A 13,132-nucleotide genomic window follows, 5' to 3' on the forward strand; every position below is an offset into this window, starting at 1 on the left:
GGTACGCGCCGACGACGGTGCGGGGACCCCCGTTGTCGGCGCGTGCCTTCCGGTCCAGCGGAATCAACCCTGCTCCTCCAGCGCGCCGGCAAGGGTCTCGAAGAACTCGGTGTAGGTCTGGATGCCCTCGTTGGTGTAGGTGTCGGCGGGCATGTGGACGATCTGCTCCTCCTCGACCGCGGTCACGCCCGAGAGGGCCTCGGAACCCGCGAGGACGTCCTCGGCCGGTTCGTAATCGGCCTCGTCGGCGGCCACGGCGGCGTCGCGGTCCATCACCAGGATCCAGTCGGGGTCGGAGTCGGCGATCGCCTCGACGGAGATGTCGTCGCCCTGGTGGTCGTCGCTGGCGTCATCGACCTCCAGGGCCGGGGTGAGGCCGAAGATGTCGAAGACCGGTCCGAGGGTGCGGCCCACGCCGGGGGCCAGGTAACCGATCTCGCCGCCCGAGGTGGTCACGGCCATGACGGTCTCACCCTCGTCGTAGGCGGTGTCGACCCGCTCGACGGCCGCGTCGAACTCATCGGTGATCTGCGCGGCCTCGTCCTGCTTCTCGAAGACCTCGCCGAGTACCTCGGTCTGTCGCTTGAGTTCGGCGTCGAAGGGCTCTCCCTCCTCGGGGTCGAGCACCAGGATCGGGGCCTCGGGCACCAGCTCGGCGATGTCGTCCTGGTACTGCGAGAAACGCTGTCCGTTGACCACGAGGTCCGGTTCGGCTGCCACGATGGACTCCAGGTCGGGCTCGTTGTGCGAACCGACGTCGAGGATCGAGTCGTCCTGGGTGTAATCGATGGTCTCGGGCATGAGCGAGACCGCGCCGGCGGACAGCTCCACTCCCCAGTCCGAGAGGGTCTCGAAGGTGCGGTTGTCGAGGGCGACCACCGACTCCGGAGGAACGTTCACCGTCTGGGTGCCGTTGTTGTCCTCGATCTCGACCGTGGCGCCGTCCGCGGCGGGGTCGGCTCCCTCCTCCTGACCGGAGGCACAACCGACGAGTACCAGGGACGATGCCAGAATGAGTGAGAGCGCTGGCACAGGGCGAACAAATGACGACATGGGGGAGCTCCTTCACGTTAAGAGGTAAAGGGAGCCTAACCTAACTTCTTGAGAAGGTGGAAGTCGAGGCCCCCTGAGGTGTGGCTCACATGGCCCACGGCAGTCGACCCATTCCGCTCAGTGTCCGTCGACCGGGCGTGTGACCCTGACACCGGCGCCGCGGTCAGGGAAGCTGTTCGGCGCCGCCAAGACCCAGGGGAGGGCCCATGGACCCGGGTGACGCCGACGACGCCTACGCCCTGCTCGCCAAGGGAGAACTGATCGTGCACGCCCGGGCGTTGCAGACCGCCGCGGAACTGGGCCTGGGAGACCTGCTCGCCGGCGGCCCCCGTACGGTCGGAGCACTCGCCGAGGCCGCCGGTTGTGAGCCCGATGCACTGCGTCGGCTCCTGGGCCTGCTGGCCGGGGACGGCGTCGTCGCCCGTGTCGGTGACGACCGCTTCGAACTCACCCGCGCCGGCGGCCCCCTGAGCTCGGACCACCCGGCCTCGGTGCGCTCGGTCCTGGCGATGGACGGCGCGGTCGCCCCGCTGGTCATCGGCGCGACCGGCCACACCGTCGCCACGGGGGAACCGGCCTTCCCGCAGGCCCTGGGCAGCGACTTCTACGACCATCTGGACGCCCACCCCGAACAGGGAGAGGTCTTCGACAGGGCGATGGACGACCTCACCCGCGTCGTGGTGCCCGGGCTGCTGTCCGTGTGCGGCCTGTCCGGCACGGAACGGGTCGTCGACGTCGGCGGCGGCAACGGGACCCTCCTGGCCGAGATCCTGAGAGCCCACCCCCGGGCCGAAGGGGTACTGCTGGAGACCCCCCGGGTGGCCGATACCGCGCGCATCCGGTTCCGGGACCAGGGAACGGCCGAACGCTGCCGGATCGTGCCCGGGGACTTCTTCGAACACGTCCCCGAAGGGGGCGACGTCTACCTGCTCAAATGGGTCCTGCACAACTGGCCCGACGAGGACGCACTGCGGATCCTGCGCTCCTGCCGGCGTGCCATGGGCCCGGGCGCGCGCCTGCTCGTGGTCGAGTCGGTCCTGCCCGACGGGGACGGCCCCCACCCCTCCCGTGCGATGGACCTGGCCATGCTCGTGCTGTCCGGAGGACGCGAGCGCACCCGCAGCGACTACGCCGCGTTGTTCGACCGGGCCGGGTTGCGCCTGGAGTCGGTCCGGGACGCCGACGCCCGCTACGGGGTCGTCGAGGCCGTCCCCGGGGAGACCGTTCCCGGACCCGAGAAGCCTTCCCGGACGTGACGCCGGCCCCGGGGCCGCCGGGGCCGGGGCCGGTTGCCGGGCTCCGGGACGTGGAACGACCCGGTCACGGGCCCTCGTCCAGCCACACCGGAGTGACGGTCACCGTGTGGATGAGCCATCCGTCCGACCCGCGCCGGAACACGTGCTCGTAGTGGCCGCCCACCGCCCACCAGTCGGTCGGGTCCCCTTCCGAACGCAGATGCACCGCACGCATCTGCGACCACACCAGGGCGGTCCCCCCGTCGAGACGCACCAGGTGGTCGGAGGTGGAGTGGTGGGTCGCAGCGTGCTCGCCCACGTCGGCGGCGACGAACGCGGCCAGCCCGGCCCGGCCGTGGTGGGTGGCGTGCGGCAGACTCAACCGGCAGTCCTCGGTGAACAAGGACGCGTACCCGTCGAAGTCACGCCGGTCCAGACGGTGCACGAAGCGGGCGAGCAGGTCCAGGACCGAGACGCGGTCCTGTTCAGCGGTGGTCGCCTGGTCCGCCATTGCGCCCCGTCCCCTCCTGCCCCCGCAGGAGCGCGGCATTCAGTGTCAACCCCGGGCCGAAGGTCATCGCGACCCCGTGCTCCCCCGGAGCCAGGGGCGAGGAGTGCAGCATCGAGTCCATAACCAGGGGAAGGCCGGACGAGGAGCAGTTGCCCGACAGGCGCAGGACCTCCCGTGAGTTCTTCACCTGCGCCGGGTCCAGGGCCAGGGAATGCTCGACGGCGTCCACGATGCGGCGCCCACCGGGATGGATCGCCCACCAGTCCACTCCCTCGGGCCGTAGTCCGTACGGTGAGAGCAGATCCGAGACGAGGGTCGGCAGCGCCTGCCCGATCAGGTCGGGCACCTGCGACGACAGGCCCATGACGAACCCGTGGTCGCCCACGTACCAGCTCATGTGGTCCTCGTGCTCGCGGTCGGTGAGCGAGACCAGGTCCACCACACCGGGGCCGCTGCCGTGTTCGGGAGCGTGCAGCACCATCGCCGCTGCAGCGTCCCCGAACAGAGCGTTGATGACCAGTTGTTCCACGTCCCAGGGCGGCGGTTGCAGGTGGAGCGAGGACAGCTCCAGGTTGACCAGCACCGCCGGGCTCCGGTGGGCGCGTACGTGGTCGTCGCAGGCCGCAAGCCCCGGTAGTGCCGCGAAACAGCCCATGTGCCCCACGTGCAGCCGGCGGGTCGAGGGGCGCATCCCCAGTTCCGACAGGAGCCGCGACTCGACCCCGGGCGTGCCGTACCCGGTCGAGGAGACCAGGCACAGCAGTCCGATCTCCTCCGGCTCGACGGAAGCCTCGCCCAACGCCGTGGCCACCGCCGCGCGTGCGAGCGGGAGCCCTTCGCGTTGGAACCGTTCCATCCGTTCGGAGGTCGGCCACGAGGCCACGTCCTCCACCCGCGGGTCGACGGCGAGCCGGCGTTGGTCGATCCCGGACCCGGCCACGATCTTGTCCAGCGCCTTCGTCGCCCCGTGCCCTTCGGGAAGCAGGGACGAGAGGTTGTGCTGGTCGATCACGGTCTCCGGGAGGGCGACGCCGGTCCCGCCGATCACCGTTGCGCACATGAGGACCCATCCCGCCGGTGCTGGCCGCGCGGGGCGGTGTGGAAGCTGTGTTCCTCAGGCCTTGCGGTTCTCACCGAGCTCTTCCTCGATCGGGTTCACGGGCCGGTCCTCCATGGCGGACTCGGCCATGCCCGACTGTTTCCGTTCGCGGGCCTGGCGGACCCGTGCGGCCTCGGTCTGTGCACCTTCCTCGGATCCCTCCAGAGGCACAGAACGCAGGACCTCGTTGGGCTCGTTGTACTCGGCCGGTGGCATGGCCCGGAGCGCACTGACGATCTCGGTGTCCGCATCGGCATCGAGCGCGTGTTGGACGACGGCGTCCTTGTCGACGGGGAAATCCACCTCGCCGAGGATGTCGCGAAGTCCATCGAGTCCGCGTTTGACTCCCATGCTTCCCCCTTGGAACGGGGCCCCGTGGGGGGTGAGTAGGGCGGGGCCGGTGTGGCTTCGCTTTCTCCGGAGGCACTACCCGTGGGTCCGGGACCCCAACCGCCGGGCCCACGTCGTTGGAGGCCCGGCGGCGGGGAACCTCGGGGAACCCGAGGACGGACTCCAGAGCGTATCCCCCTCCTCGCTCCCGGTGCTCGTCGCCGCGCCGCCCCTGCTGTCGCCGCGCCGCCCCTGCTGTCGCCGCGCCGCTGCTGCTGTCGACGGGCCGCCGCTCTCGGTCGGCACGACACACACGAGGGGAGGGGAGAGGGGGCCGGGGTTCAGGAGGCGAAGAAACGTCGCCTGCGCCGGCCGATCCGCCCGGCCGAGGGGGTCCACTCTCGGGTGAGGCGGGCGTCGGGCCCGGTCTCCTCGTTCAGGCGGCGCCAGGCGCGCCGGGACATCCCCACGCGGTGGGCCTCGCCCAGCGCGCCGCTGAGTTTGGCGGCCACGCTGATGCAGCTGCCGACGAGCTCCTCGACGGTGTCGCGCAGGGTCTGGACCTTGAAGCGTGCGACCGGACCGGCGTCGATCCCGCAACGGACCTCGAGGGAGAGCGGGGTCCGCTCCCCGCAGACCGGGCAGGCCGTGCAGCTGCAGTTCAGGTGACGGACCAGTTCGGGTGGTGGATCGTCGACCATGCGGCGCAGCCGCCGTGTGTACTCCACAGCGTCCTGGACGCGGTCGGCCCCGGAGAAGAGGATGAGCACGCCGTCACCGCGCAGGTGCACCTCGGCCCCGTCGATGTCCTCGACGAGACGCACGCACTGGGAGAGGAAGACCTGGAAGAGTTCCGCTGCCGCGTTGAGCCCGTGGTGTCTTTCCACGAACTCCACGATCCCCGTCGATCCGCGCATGTCCGCGAACAGCGCAGTGAACTCCCCCTCCTCGTTCGAAGAGGGGGAGTGTTCACCGGCGTTGCGGTCAGGGGTCCTCACCATCGCTTCTGCTCTTTCCGGGATGGATGCGCTCTCTCGGGTCCAAGGAGAGACGGACGTTCATGTAGACCTTGCCGTGGTGGTGGTCGGCGGGGCAGCGCCGAGAGGGGCGTTCCACGGCCACACCGATCGCGAGCAGGGCGGCGCCCGCGGCGGCGAGGACGATGAGGCGTGAGGTGGACATGTGGGGGACGGCGACGTCGCCCACTTCCAGTCCACCTCCGATCAGGGCGGCGACGATGACGAGTGCACCGATGGCGCGGAGGGACACGGTTCTTCTCCCTGAGCGGAGAGGTACAGCGACGCTACCAAGCGTACTTCCCGGCCAAGTTGTGTGCAATACTCCACATAACAAAGTCAAGAAATTGTATTGCCGTCCGCGACGCTCGCCAGTACCGCCTCGTCGGTGATGATGATGCGCTCCCGTCCCGTCGTCACCGCGCCCATCGCCCTGAGCCTCTTGACCACCTGGGACACGGACTCGCGGGACACTCCCACCAGGCCCGCGAGCTCGCGCTGGTTCAGGGACACGCACACACCGCGTTCCTCCGGGGTGCCGATCTTGGCTGCCAGCTCCACGAGCCCGCGCGCCAGCCGCTGCTCGGCACCGATGATCCCGTGCTCGGCCTGTTTGCGGGTGGCCTCCTTGAGCCGGGCGTGCAGGTGGCGCAGGAGCGCCCGCATGACCCTCGGATGCTCGTACAGGAAGTCCAGCCACACGTCTCCGGGCAGGTACAGCGCCTCGACCTCACTCAACGCGTACACGCTCGCCGATCTGGCCTCCTGGCCGATCGCCGCCATCTCGCCGACGGTCTCGCCGGGGCCGCGCACCGCCACGATGTGCTCGGAGGAGTGCGTGGTGACCTTGACGTGTCCGTGCCGTATGAGCAGTACGAAGTCGGTGAGCTCGCCGGCGCCGAACAGGATCGAACCCGTGGGGTAGCGGGTCACATGGCCGAGCTTCTCCGCCTCCTCTCGTTCGGCTTGGGTCAGGAGAGAAGTTCCGCTTGTCAAATCCGCATCATCCACACACCAAAGTGTAGTAATGCACTGAGCGTCTACAGAGAGGGCGCGCCGTGGCAGACGATCCCGGGGCACACGGGACTCATCCGGCCCTCAGGAACTCCGCCGTCTCCTCAGCCAGCCGCTCCCACGCCTCGGCGTTCCGGATCTGCGGAGTGCCGTCCGCGGTCTGCGGCCCGTAGTCGCCGAACTGAGCGTGGTTCATCCCGTCGATCTCCACGGTGACGGCGCCGTCGGGCAGGTCACCACTCCGGTCGCGGACCGTTCCGGGGTCGACCAGGAGGTCCTCCGAGGCCGACACAGACAGCACCCGCTGGTCTCCGCGTTCGGCCAGACCGGCCCCGGCCACGGCGTAGGAACCCCACAGGATCAGACCCTCCGTGGTCAGACCATCACCCCCGGCGGCGTAGGCGGCCATGGCCCCGCCCATCGAGTGTCCTCCCACGTACCACTCGCGGGCCTCGAAGCGGTCCGTCATCTCCTCCGCACGGCCGGGCGCCAGGACCGCCAGGTTCAACGGCATGCGCGCGATGACCACACCCACCCCGGTCTCGGCCACCACCGGCGCCCAGGTGGCGGCGTAGGCCTCCGGCTCCACACGTGCGCCGGGGTAGAAGACGACGGCCCGCTCCACCTCGCCCTCCGGTGGTTCCAGGACGACGCCGTCCTCGCCCACGGTCACCTCGACGGCCTCCTCGGCCCGTTCCACCGAGCCCGGGAGGGCCTCGTACGGGTCACTCACCCAGAGCGCGAACACCCCGACCCCCAGAACGAGCAGCACCACGAGGGTCCCCGCGGCCCAGATGAGCAGGCGACGCATCGAAGAGACCTCCATGTGGGTGATTCGACGCATGTGTTTCGGAAAACAAGATATTCGAGAGACAAGGTATCGCTGCGAGCGCCGACCCGGCCTCTTGGGGGAGACCATGCCCGACACTCACCAGGTACCACGCACCGGAGCCCGATCCCTCCTCGCCCTCCTGGGGTTCGCCCTGGCCGTCGCGGTCGCCGCGGCCATCGGGGGCCTGGCTTCCAGCAGCGCCGGCGACGTCTACGGACAGCTCGTCCAACCCGCGTGGGCACCGCCCTCGTGGCTGTTCAGTCCCGTGTGGATCGCCCTATACGTGCTCATCGCGGTGGCCGGGTGGCTCGTGTGGCGAGGGGCAGGGGTGTCCGGCGCCCGCACGGCCATGACCCTGTTCGCGGCCCAGCTCGTGCTCAACGCCGCCTGGCCGCCCCTGTTCTTCGCGGGCGGGATGCGCCTGGCGGCCTTCATCGACATCATCGCGCTGCTGGCCGTGATCACCGCGATGATCGCCGCCTTCGCCCGGATCTCCCGCACCGCCGCCGTGCTGATGGTCCCGTACTGGGTCTGGGTGGCCTACGCGTCCGCCCTCAATTTCTCGCTGTGGCAACTGAACTCGGCCGGGTGAGACACGGCCGCGCGCCGATACCATCGTGTCCCATGGACGACGCGGAGGGCCACGCCCAGGGGCCGCCCAGCGAGCACGGTGGACGGCGGTCCGAGCTCTACGATGCGATCCGCGACGACGGACACCGGCTCGCGGCCTCACTCATCCAGTTACTGCACGCGGCGGCCGAGACCTCGGAGCTCAACCCCACCGACTTCCAGTGCCTGGTGCTGCTGCGTCTGGGCGACCCCCTGAGCCCGGGTGAGATCGCCACCCGCCTCAAACTCGCCACCGGCACCGTCACCAGCGTCCTCGACCGTCTCGAAGACCAGGGACTCGCCTACCGGGACCGGCATCCCGACGACCGGCGCCGCGTCGTGGTCCGCCCCGTCGACGACCCCGTCACGGGCGGCGCGGTCGGAGGAACCGGGATCCTGCCCGGTTTCGGTGAACCCGTGGTCGAGCTCCACGACCGGTACAGCGAGGCGGAACTGGAGACCATCGCCGACTGGCTCCACGAGGTCGGCGGAGTGATCCGGACCTTCGCCGACAACGCGCGCTAGCGGCGGCTGCCCCGGCGGGCCACGCTCCGGTTCGCCCCTGCGGGTCCGCGTCGGGGAACATGGAAGACCTCTTCCGAGCACGCCCTCGCCGCCGCGTGCGTGCTCGGCACGCCCGTACGGCGCGACGGCCCGGACCGAACCCGAAGGACACCCGATGACCACCTACGCGATCCTCCTGCACCCCGCGGCCAACCGCGTCTACACCGATTCCGCCGCCCGCCTCATGGCCGCGGAACTGGGTGTGCTCGACCGGACCGTCCTCGGCGGCCGCATCAGCGACCTCACGCGCACCACCATCGGCGGCATCCCCTACCTGACCTTCGAGTCGGACGCGCTCTCCGAGGCCGAGACCGGACTGATCGCCAACCTCTCCTCCATCTACGGCCTCTTCCGGATCGAGGGGGACCTGCTCGCCCCGGTCGAACTGCACCGGCTCGACCGCTACGACGACGACCTCATCACGATCCAGAAGTACCAGGGAAAGACCAACGAGCAGTTCACCAAGCTCCTGCTCAACGTCACCCTGTGGAGTTCGGCGCACGGCGCAGAGATGCTCGACCGCCACTTCCACGTGTTCGACCCCCTGTGCGGGCGCGGCACCACCCTCAACCAGGCGCTCATGTACGGCTACGACGCCACCGGGGTCGACACCGACAAACGCGACTTCGAGGCCTACTCGGGCTTCGTGCGCACCTACCTCAAGCGCAAGCGCCTCAAGCACCAGGCCGACGTCACCCAGGTGCGCCGCAACAAGCGGGTGCTCGGCAAGCGGTTGGAGGCGACGCTGGCGCCCACCAAGCAGGACTTCAAGGCCGGCCGCACCCAGCGTCTCGAGTACGCCAACGTGGACACCAGCGAGGCCCGCGCCGTCTACGCCGCCCGCAGCTTCGACCTCGTCGTCGCCGACGCGCCCTACGGGGTCCAGCACGGCAGCCGCACCGACAAGGAGGGGCTCAAACGCGGCCCCCAGGAGCTGATCCGTACCGCCGCGCCCGTGTGGACCGAGCTGCTGCGGCCCGGCGGCGCCGTCGGGATCTCCTGGAACAACCTCGTCGCGGGCAGGGACGAACTGGCCGAGGCGCTGGCAGCCGCCGGGCTCGAGGTCTGCGACACCGGGCCCTACCTCGACCTCGAGCACCGTGTGGACCAGGCGATCATGCGCGACGTGATCGTGGCCCGTAAGCCCTGACCGGCGAGCACCCTGTGCCGTCGGGGCACACTGCGGACCACAGAGGATCGGGCCGGGACACTCTCAAGGTCGGTGTGTTCCCGACCGGGCCTGGACGAGCATGCCGGTGGGGGAGAAGACGTTGGTGAGGTGGCCCAGTGCTTCGTCCCGGTCGTCCTCGGTGCTCGAAGGGGCGAGGACGATCGTGGCGAGTTCGGAGGTGTCCTCCAGCAACCGCAGCCCTCGGTAGTAGACGAGCAGATCGGCGTCGACCGCGTGTGTGCCGTAGCTCTCCATGAACCAGCGCTGCTGCTCGTCGCTCGCGGCCAGGTCGGCCAGTACCCCGCCGCCGAGTACGAACATGAGATCGCGTTCGGGCGGGGCGAGCACGGCGTCGTCGAAGTCGAGCAGGGCCAAGCGGCCGCCGTCGGTGAGCACGAGGTTGCCCAGGTGCGGATCGCCGTGGCAAGGGACGTATCGGGGCAGGTCGCCCCGGGAACGCAGCCGCTCCGCGAAGCTGTGCGTGTGCTGATGGACTTCGCGGAGTTCCGCGCGGTGGGGATGCCACAACTCGGCCAGGCGCCGCACCTTCTTCTCGGAGGGAACGGCGTCGAGCTCGGCATCGACCCGCTCGAACTGATCCGCCCACCGGGTCGGATCGAAGGCCTCCCGTGGCAACACCGCGCGCACACCACCCTCGACGGGGAGTGTGTGCAGGTCCGCCAGCAGGTGCCCGAACGCGCGCCATCCCCGCTCGTCCAGAGGTGCGTCGAAGCCGCTGGTGCCGTCGAGCCACTCCGTGACGGACAGGCGTGCGCCGCCGATGTCGGTCCACAGGGACCCGTCGCGTGCGGGAACCGGGGCGGGCGCGCTCCCGGGGCGCGCCGCGGCGAGCGCGGCCGGCAGCACCGTCCCCGCGGGTGAGCCGCCGGTGCTCCACTTGACCGCGAACCGCCGTCCCCGGGCGTCGACCGCCTTCCACAGGGTGGCTGCCAGGTCGGCGCCGCCGTCGACCGGTGCGAGCTCGAGCCCTTCCAACGCGTAATGCTCGCCGACCACCCGGCCGACCTGAGTCGGGTCCATCGGACCGTCCCTCTCGTGTTCGGTTCGGGCGCCCTCGACCGCCCCCGCGGGCAGGCTCGCACATCCGTCAGGTGCGGCCCCGGGCATCGTAAGGGCCGGGGGAGGATCCAGCCCGAAAACACTCTCATGCGGCGACCGCGGCCAAGCGCGGTACCGGCGTGTTCGACGCCCTGGTCCGCCTGGCCGAGGGCGAGTGCTGGAGGCCCGGAACCGCTGGAGCCTTCCCCGGAACACCTGAACAGTGACCTGGCAGCAGCGAGCTCACGGACGACAACCTGTCGTTGAAGACCGGGGCCCGGCACAAGGATCGAACATGTGATTGGGATACTGTGCCTCGCCCCGGCCCTGAGGAGGACATCTTGGACACGCCTGCGCACATCGTCGACGTCGTCGTCATCGGCGGCGGCCCGGCGGGGCTGGCGGCCGGGTACTTCCTCCGTCGGGCAGGGGCGGACTGCGTCATCCTCGACGGGCAAGGGGACCCGGGCGGGTTCTGGAACGAGTACTGGAACGAGTACTGGAACTCCCTGCGGCTGCTCTCCTCGGCCGAGCACAGCTCCCTGCCGGGCTGGCCGATGCCGAAGGAACCGGGACAGAGCCACCCCTCGGCACGGCACGTCGCCGACTACCTGACCGAGTACGAGCGCCGCCACGACCTGCCCGTGCGCCGCCCGGTGACCGTGAGCGAGGTGCGCCGCGCCGACGGGGTGCTGGAAGTGGTCGGTTCCACGGGGACCTGGCGGGCCCGGCACGTGGTCAGCGCGACCGGAACCTGGCGGCGTCCCCACACACCCGACCACCCCGGCCGGGAGCTCTTCGAAGGCAGGCAGCTGCACACGGTGGACTACCGCACCCCGGAGGAGTTCGCCGGGCAGCGGGTGGTGGTCGTGGGCGGCAGCAACTCCGCGGCGCAGCTCCTGGCCGAGATCTCCGAGGTCGCGCACACCACGTGGGTCACCCGGCGCCCTCCCCGCTTCATGACCGACGACGTGTACGACCGCGCGCTGTGCGACACGGCCGTCGGCCGCGTCCAGGGCGGGGGAACGGATCGCAACAGCGGCTCCCTGGACGGCATCGTCATGGTGCCGAGTGTGCGCCGAGCGCGGGACCGGGGCGCGCTCGAGGCGCGGCCGATGTTCGAGCGGCTCACCCGAACAGGCGTGGCCTGGTCCGACGGGGGCGAGTGGGCGGCCGACGCGGTCCTGTGGTGCACGGGTTTCCGCCCGACCCTGGACCATCTGGCCCCGCTGGAGCTGTTCGACCCCGACGGCCGGATCCCTCTCGACGGGAACCGCTGCCTCGAGGAGCCGTCCCTGCACCTGCTCGGCTACGGCGACTGGACCGGGGCCGCCTCCGACACGCTGCTCGGCGCCGGCCACACCGCCGAGGCCGCCGTCGACCGGATCGTCGAGGACCTGAAGACAGGTTGACGGGCCGGTCCTTCGCGCAGGCCAGGGCGATGCCGGGAGCCGCGCGGTTCGAGCCTCGGGGACAGGCGCACGGCACCGGTCCGCCGGTCCCGGACCAGATGGGAGAAGGCGGTCTTCGTCGGCCTGCTGCTCTGCTCCAGCCGTTCGATCCCGGCTTGCAGCTCTTGGGTGCTGTCGCCGCTGAGCAGCACCATCTGCTTGGTGTGGGCCGCCCAGTACTGTCCGGTGGTGTTGCCGTGCCAGATCGTCCATCCCCGGCGCCGGTACACGGCCCGCAGACGGTTCAGCTGTGGATCGGTAGGCGCTCCCGGGGTCGCCGGCGTCATCGTGCTCATGCCTGGTCACCTCCCAGGGTCTCCAACGCCTGCCGGAGTTGCTCGGCGCAGCCCCGCACGATCAGCTCGGGCCGGCCGTCGCCGTTACGGGTGCAGGTCGCCACGAAGCTCGGTAGGCACCGCTCGTTGCGCAGCTCGAAGATGAGGAAGTCGGGGAAGTCCTCGCGCAGCCGCAGGACGGTCGCGCTGGGCCTGAGGTGGTAGCCCTCCACGGTGGTCACCGTCCCTTCCTCTGGAGCGGAACCACCGGTGCGACGGGTTCCGGGGTGCCCCAGCGCAGCTCGAAGAACATGCCCGGCCCCAGGATCGAGCGGAAGCGTCCCCAGCAGTCGGCGAGTGCGTTCACCAGAACGAGGCCGCGCCCACTCTCGGCCAGGGTGTCGGGGGTGACGGTCCGCAGGACCGGGCGCCTGGCGTGGGCGTCGCGGACTTCCACACGCACCCGGCAGTGGAAGAAGTGCGCACCCACGTAGAAGTCCCCGGGAACCGCAGTTCGGTCCGGGGCGTGCTCGACGCTGTTGCTCGCCAGCTCCGAGAGCAGGAGCAGCGCGGTATCGGCGGTCTCCTGCGGAGTGCCCTCCACACACAGGGCGCGGTCGAGCCAGTCCCGAGCCTCCTTGACGCTCTCGGGCCGACCGATGAACCGGGGAGAGCGGCGGCGCAGGGGCAGCAGCCGACGCGGTCCGGGGACGGAAACGGTACGTTTGACCATGAGTCCTCACCTGGTGCTTTCAGGTAGTGGGCCAAGGCCCTGTCCAGGTGTGCCCGCACCCGGACAGGGCCGCTTTGTGTGTCGGGGATCGAAAACCAGGACGATGATCCGGGGCCCTGATTCATCTGAGAAAAACTCTTCCACCCTGGACGAGCTTCGGTCTATATTCATCGCTAAGAA

General features: G+C 70.1%; 16 protein-coding genes. 5 read left to right on the top strand and 11 right to left on the bottom strand.

Going from position 1 to position 13,132, the window contains the following annotated elements:
- Nucleotides 1-63: 63 nt before the first annotated feature.
- On the bottom strand, nucleotides 64-1,053 hold the full coding sequence (locus tag D456_RS0115740) for a siderophore ABC transporter substrate-binding protein (RefSeq protein ID WP_026115925.1): 990 nt from the start codon (nucleotides 1,051-1,053) through the stop codon (nucleotides 64-66).
- Nucleotides 1,054-1,259: 206 nt separating this feature from the next.
- Here D456_RS0115740 and D456_RS0115745 point away from each other — a divergent pair, with 206 nt between their 5' ends.
- Nucleotides 1,260-2,309 carry a methyltransferase gene (locus D456_RS0115745; RefSeq protein ID WP_017577148.1) on the top strand — a complete coding sequence of 350 codons (1,050 nt, stop codon included), beginning with the start codon at nucleotides 1,260-1,262 and terminating at the stop codon, nucleotides 2,307-2,309.
- A gap of 64 nt (nucleotides 2,310-2,373) precedes the next feature.
- Here the strand turns inward: D456_RS0115745 and D456_RS0115750 are convergent, their stop codons facing one another.
- The 7 genes from D456_RS0115750 to D456_RS0115780 form a co-directional block, all read right to left on the bottom strand.
- Complete coding sequence (locus tag D456_RS0115750) at nucleotides 2,374-2,799, bottom strand: nuclear transport factor 2 family protein (RefSeq protein ID WP_017577149.1); 426 nt, start codon at nucleotides 2,797-2,799, stop codon at nucleotides 2,374-2,376.
- Nucleotides 2,774-3,859, bottom strand: coding sequence for a type III polyketide synthase (locus D456_RS0115755; RefSeq protein WP_026115926.1), 1,086 nt, complete (start codon nucleotides 3,857-3,859; stop codon nucleotides 2,774-2,776). The genes D456_RS0115750 and D456_RS0115755 overlap by 26 nt, the downstream gene beginning before the upstream one ends.
- 54 nt (nucleotides 3,860-3,913) lie before the next feature.
- The gene (locus D456_RS0115760) at nucleotides 3,914-4,249 is read right to left on the bottom strand and encodes a DUF2795 domain-containing protein (RefSeq protein WP_017577151.1); all 336 of its coding nucleotides are present in this window, start codon (nucleotides 4,247-4,249) and stop codon (nucleotides 3,914-3,916) included.
- Nucleotides 4,250-4,569: 320 nt separating this feature from the next.
- Nucleotides 4,570-5,229, bottom strand: a complete 660-nt coding sequence (locus tag D456_RS0115765; protein ID WP_017577152.1) for a hypothetical protein — start codon at nucleotides 5,227-5,229, stop codon at nucleotides 4,570-4,572.
- The gene (locus tag D456_RS0115770) at nucleotides 5,213-5,497 is read right to left on the bottom strand and encodes a hypothetical protein (RefSeq protein WP_017577153.1); all 285 of its coding nucleotides are present in this window, start codon (nucleotides 5,495-5,497) and stop codon (nucleotides 5,213-5,215) included. Before D456_RS0115770 ends, D456_RS0115765 begins: the two co-directional genes overlap by 17 nt.
- A gap of 86 nt (nucleotides 5,498-5,583) precedes the next feature.
- Complete coding sequence (locus D456_RS0115775; RefSeq protein ID WP_230479970.1) at nucleotides 5,584-6,240, bottom strand: Crp/Fnr family transcriptional regulator; 657 nt, start codon at nucleotides 6,238-6,240, stop codon at nucleotides 5,584-5,586.
- A 91-nt stretch (nucleotides 6,241-6,331) separates the two neighbouring features.
- A complete protein-coding gene (locus D456_RS0115780) occupies nucleotides 6,332-7,084 on the bottom strand; it encodes an alpha/beta hydrolase (protein ID WP_017577155.1) in 753 nt (250 codons plus the stop codon).
- Nucleotides 7,085-7,175: 91 nt separating this feature from the next.
- Here D456_RS0115780 and D456_RS0115785 point away from each other — a divergent pair, with 91 nt between their 5' ends.
- The 3 genes from D456_RS0115785 (at nucleotide 7,176) to D456_RS0115795 (ending at nucleotide 9,413) form a co-directional block, all read left to right on the top strand.
- The gene (locus tag D456_RS0115785; RefSeq protein WP_026115928.1) at nucleotides 7,176-7,682 is read left to right on the top strand and encodes a TspO/MBR family protein; all 507 of its coding nucleotides are present in this window, start codon (nucleotides 7,176-7,178) and stop codon (nucleotides 7,680-7,682) included.
- Between the two features lie 32 nt (nucleotides 7,683-7,714).
- Nucleotides 7,715-8,224 carry a MarR family transcriptional regulator gene (locus tag D456_RS0115790; RefSeq protein WP_017577157.1) on the top strand — a complete coding sequence of 170 codons (510 nt, stop codon included), beginning with the start codon at nucleotides 7,715-7,717 and terminating at the stop codon, nucleotides 8,222-8,224.
- 154 nt (nucleotides 8,225-8,378) lie between these two features.
- On the top strand, nucleotides 8,379-9,413 hold the full coding sequence (locus D456_RS0115795; protein ID WP_017577158.1) for a TRM11 family methyltransferase: 1,035 nt from the start codon (nucleotides 8,379-8,381) through the stop codon (nucleotides 9,411-9,413).
- A gap of 63 nt (nucleotides 9,414-9,476) precedes the next feature.
- Here D456_RS0115795 and D456_RS0115800 read toward each other — a convergent pair whose 3' ends face one another.
- Nucleotides 9,477-10,475 (bottom strand): phosphotransferase, encoded by a 999-nt coding sequence (locus D456_RS0115800; protein ID WP_026115929.1) that lies wholly within the window; start codon nucleotides 10,473-10,475, stop codon nucleotides 9,477-9,479.
- Nucleotides 10,476-10,834: 359 nt separating this feature from the next.
- Here D456_RS0115800 and D456_RS0115805 point away from each other — a divergent pair, with 359 nt between their 5' ends.
- On the top strand, nucleotides 10,835-11,905 hold the full coding sequence (locus tag D456_RS0115805; RefSeq protein WP_017577160.1) for an ArsO family NAD(P)H-dependent flavin-containing monooxygenase: 1,071 nt from the start codon (nucleotides 10,835-10,837) through the stop codon (nucleotides 11,903-11,905).
- Between the two features lie 331 nt (nucleotides 11,906-12,236).
- Here D456_RS0115805 and D456_RS0115810 read toward each other — a convergent pair whose 3' ends face one another.
- Nucleotides 12,237-12,461: a hypothetical protein gene (locus tag D456_RS0115810; RefSeq protein ID WP_017577161.1), complete on the bottom strand. Its 225-nt coding sequence runs from the start codon at nucleotides 12,459-12,461 to the stop codon at nucleotides 12,237-12,239.
- Entirely contained in the window at nucleotides 12,458-12,952 is a 495-nt protein-coding gene (locus D456_RS0115815) for an ATP-binding protein (RefSeq protein ID WP_017577162.1), read from the bottom strand. The genes D456_RS0115810 and D456_RS0115815 overlap by 4 nt, the downstream gene beginning before the upstream one ends.
- Nucleotides 12,953-13,132 lie beyond the last annotated feature (180 nt).

The sequence above is a fragment of the Nocardiopsis kunsanensis DSM 44524 genome, from assembly GCF_000340965.1.
GTDB lineage: Bacteria > Actinomycetota > Actinomycetes > Streptosporangiales > Streptosporangiaceae > Nocardiopsis > Nocardiopsis kunsanensis.

Coding starts and splice junctions, on each gene's coding strand:
- D456_RS0115745 (WP_017577148.1), top strand. CDS start 1,260: ATGGACCCGGGTGACGCCGACGACGCCTACGCCCTGCTCGCCAAGGGA.
- D456_RS0115790 (WP_017577157.1), top strand. CDS start 7,715: ATGGACGACGCGGAGGGCCACGCCCAGGGGCCGCCCAGCGAGCACGGT.
- D456_RS0115750 (WP_017577149.1), bottom strand. CDS start 2,799: ATGGCGGACCAGGCGACCACCGCTGAACAGGACCGCGTCTCGGTCCTG.
- D456_RS0115760 (WP_017577151.1), bottom strand. CDS start 4,249: ATGGGAGTCAAACGCGGACTCGATGGACTTCGCGACATCCTCGGCGAG.
- D456_RS0115780 (WP_017577155.1), bottom strand. CDS start 7,084: ATGGAGGTCTCTTCGATGCGTCGCCTGCTCATCTGGGCCGCGGGGACC.
- D456_RS0115800 (WP_026115929.1), bottom strand. CDS start 10,475: ATGGACCCGACTCAGGTCGGCCGGGTGGTCGGCGAGCATTACGCGTTG.
- D456_RS0115740 (WP_026115925.1), bottom strand. CDS start 1,053: ATGTCGTCATTTGTTCGCCCTGTGCCAGCGCTCTCACTCATTCTGGCA.
- D456_RS0115795 (WP_017577158.1), top strand. CDS start 8,379: ATGACCACCTACGCGATCCTCCTGCACCCCGCGGCCAACCGCGTCTAC.
- D456_RS0115755 (WP_026115926.1), bottom strand. CDS start 3,859: ATGTGCGCAACGGTGATCGGCGGGACCGGCGTCGCCCTCCCGGAGACC.
- D456_RS0115815 (WP_017577162.1), bottom strand. CDS start 12,952: ATGGTCAAACGTACCGTTTCCGTCCCCGGACCGCGTCGGCTGCTGCCC.
- D456_RS0115785 (WP_026115928.1), top strand. CDS start 7,176: ATGCCCGACACTCACCAGGTACCACGCACCGGAGCCCGATCCCTCCTC.
- D456_RS0115765 (WP_017577152.1), bottom strand. CDS start 5,229: ATGGTGAGGACCCCTGACCGCAACGCCGGTGAACACTCCCCCTCTTCG.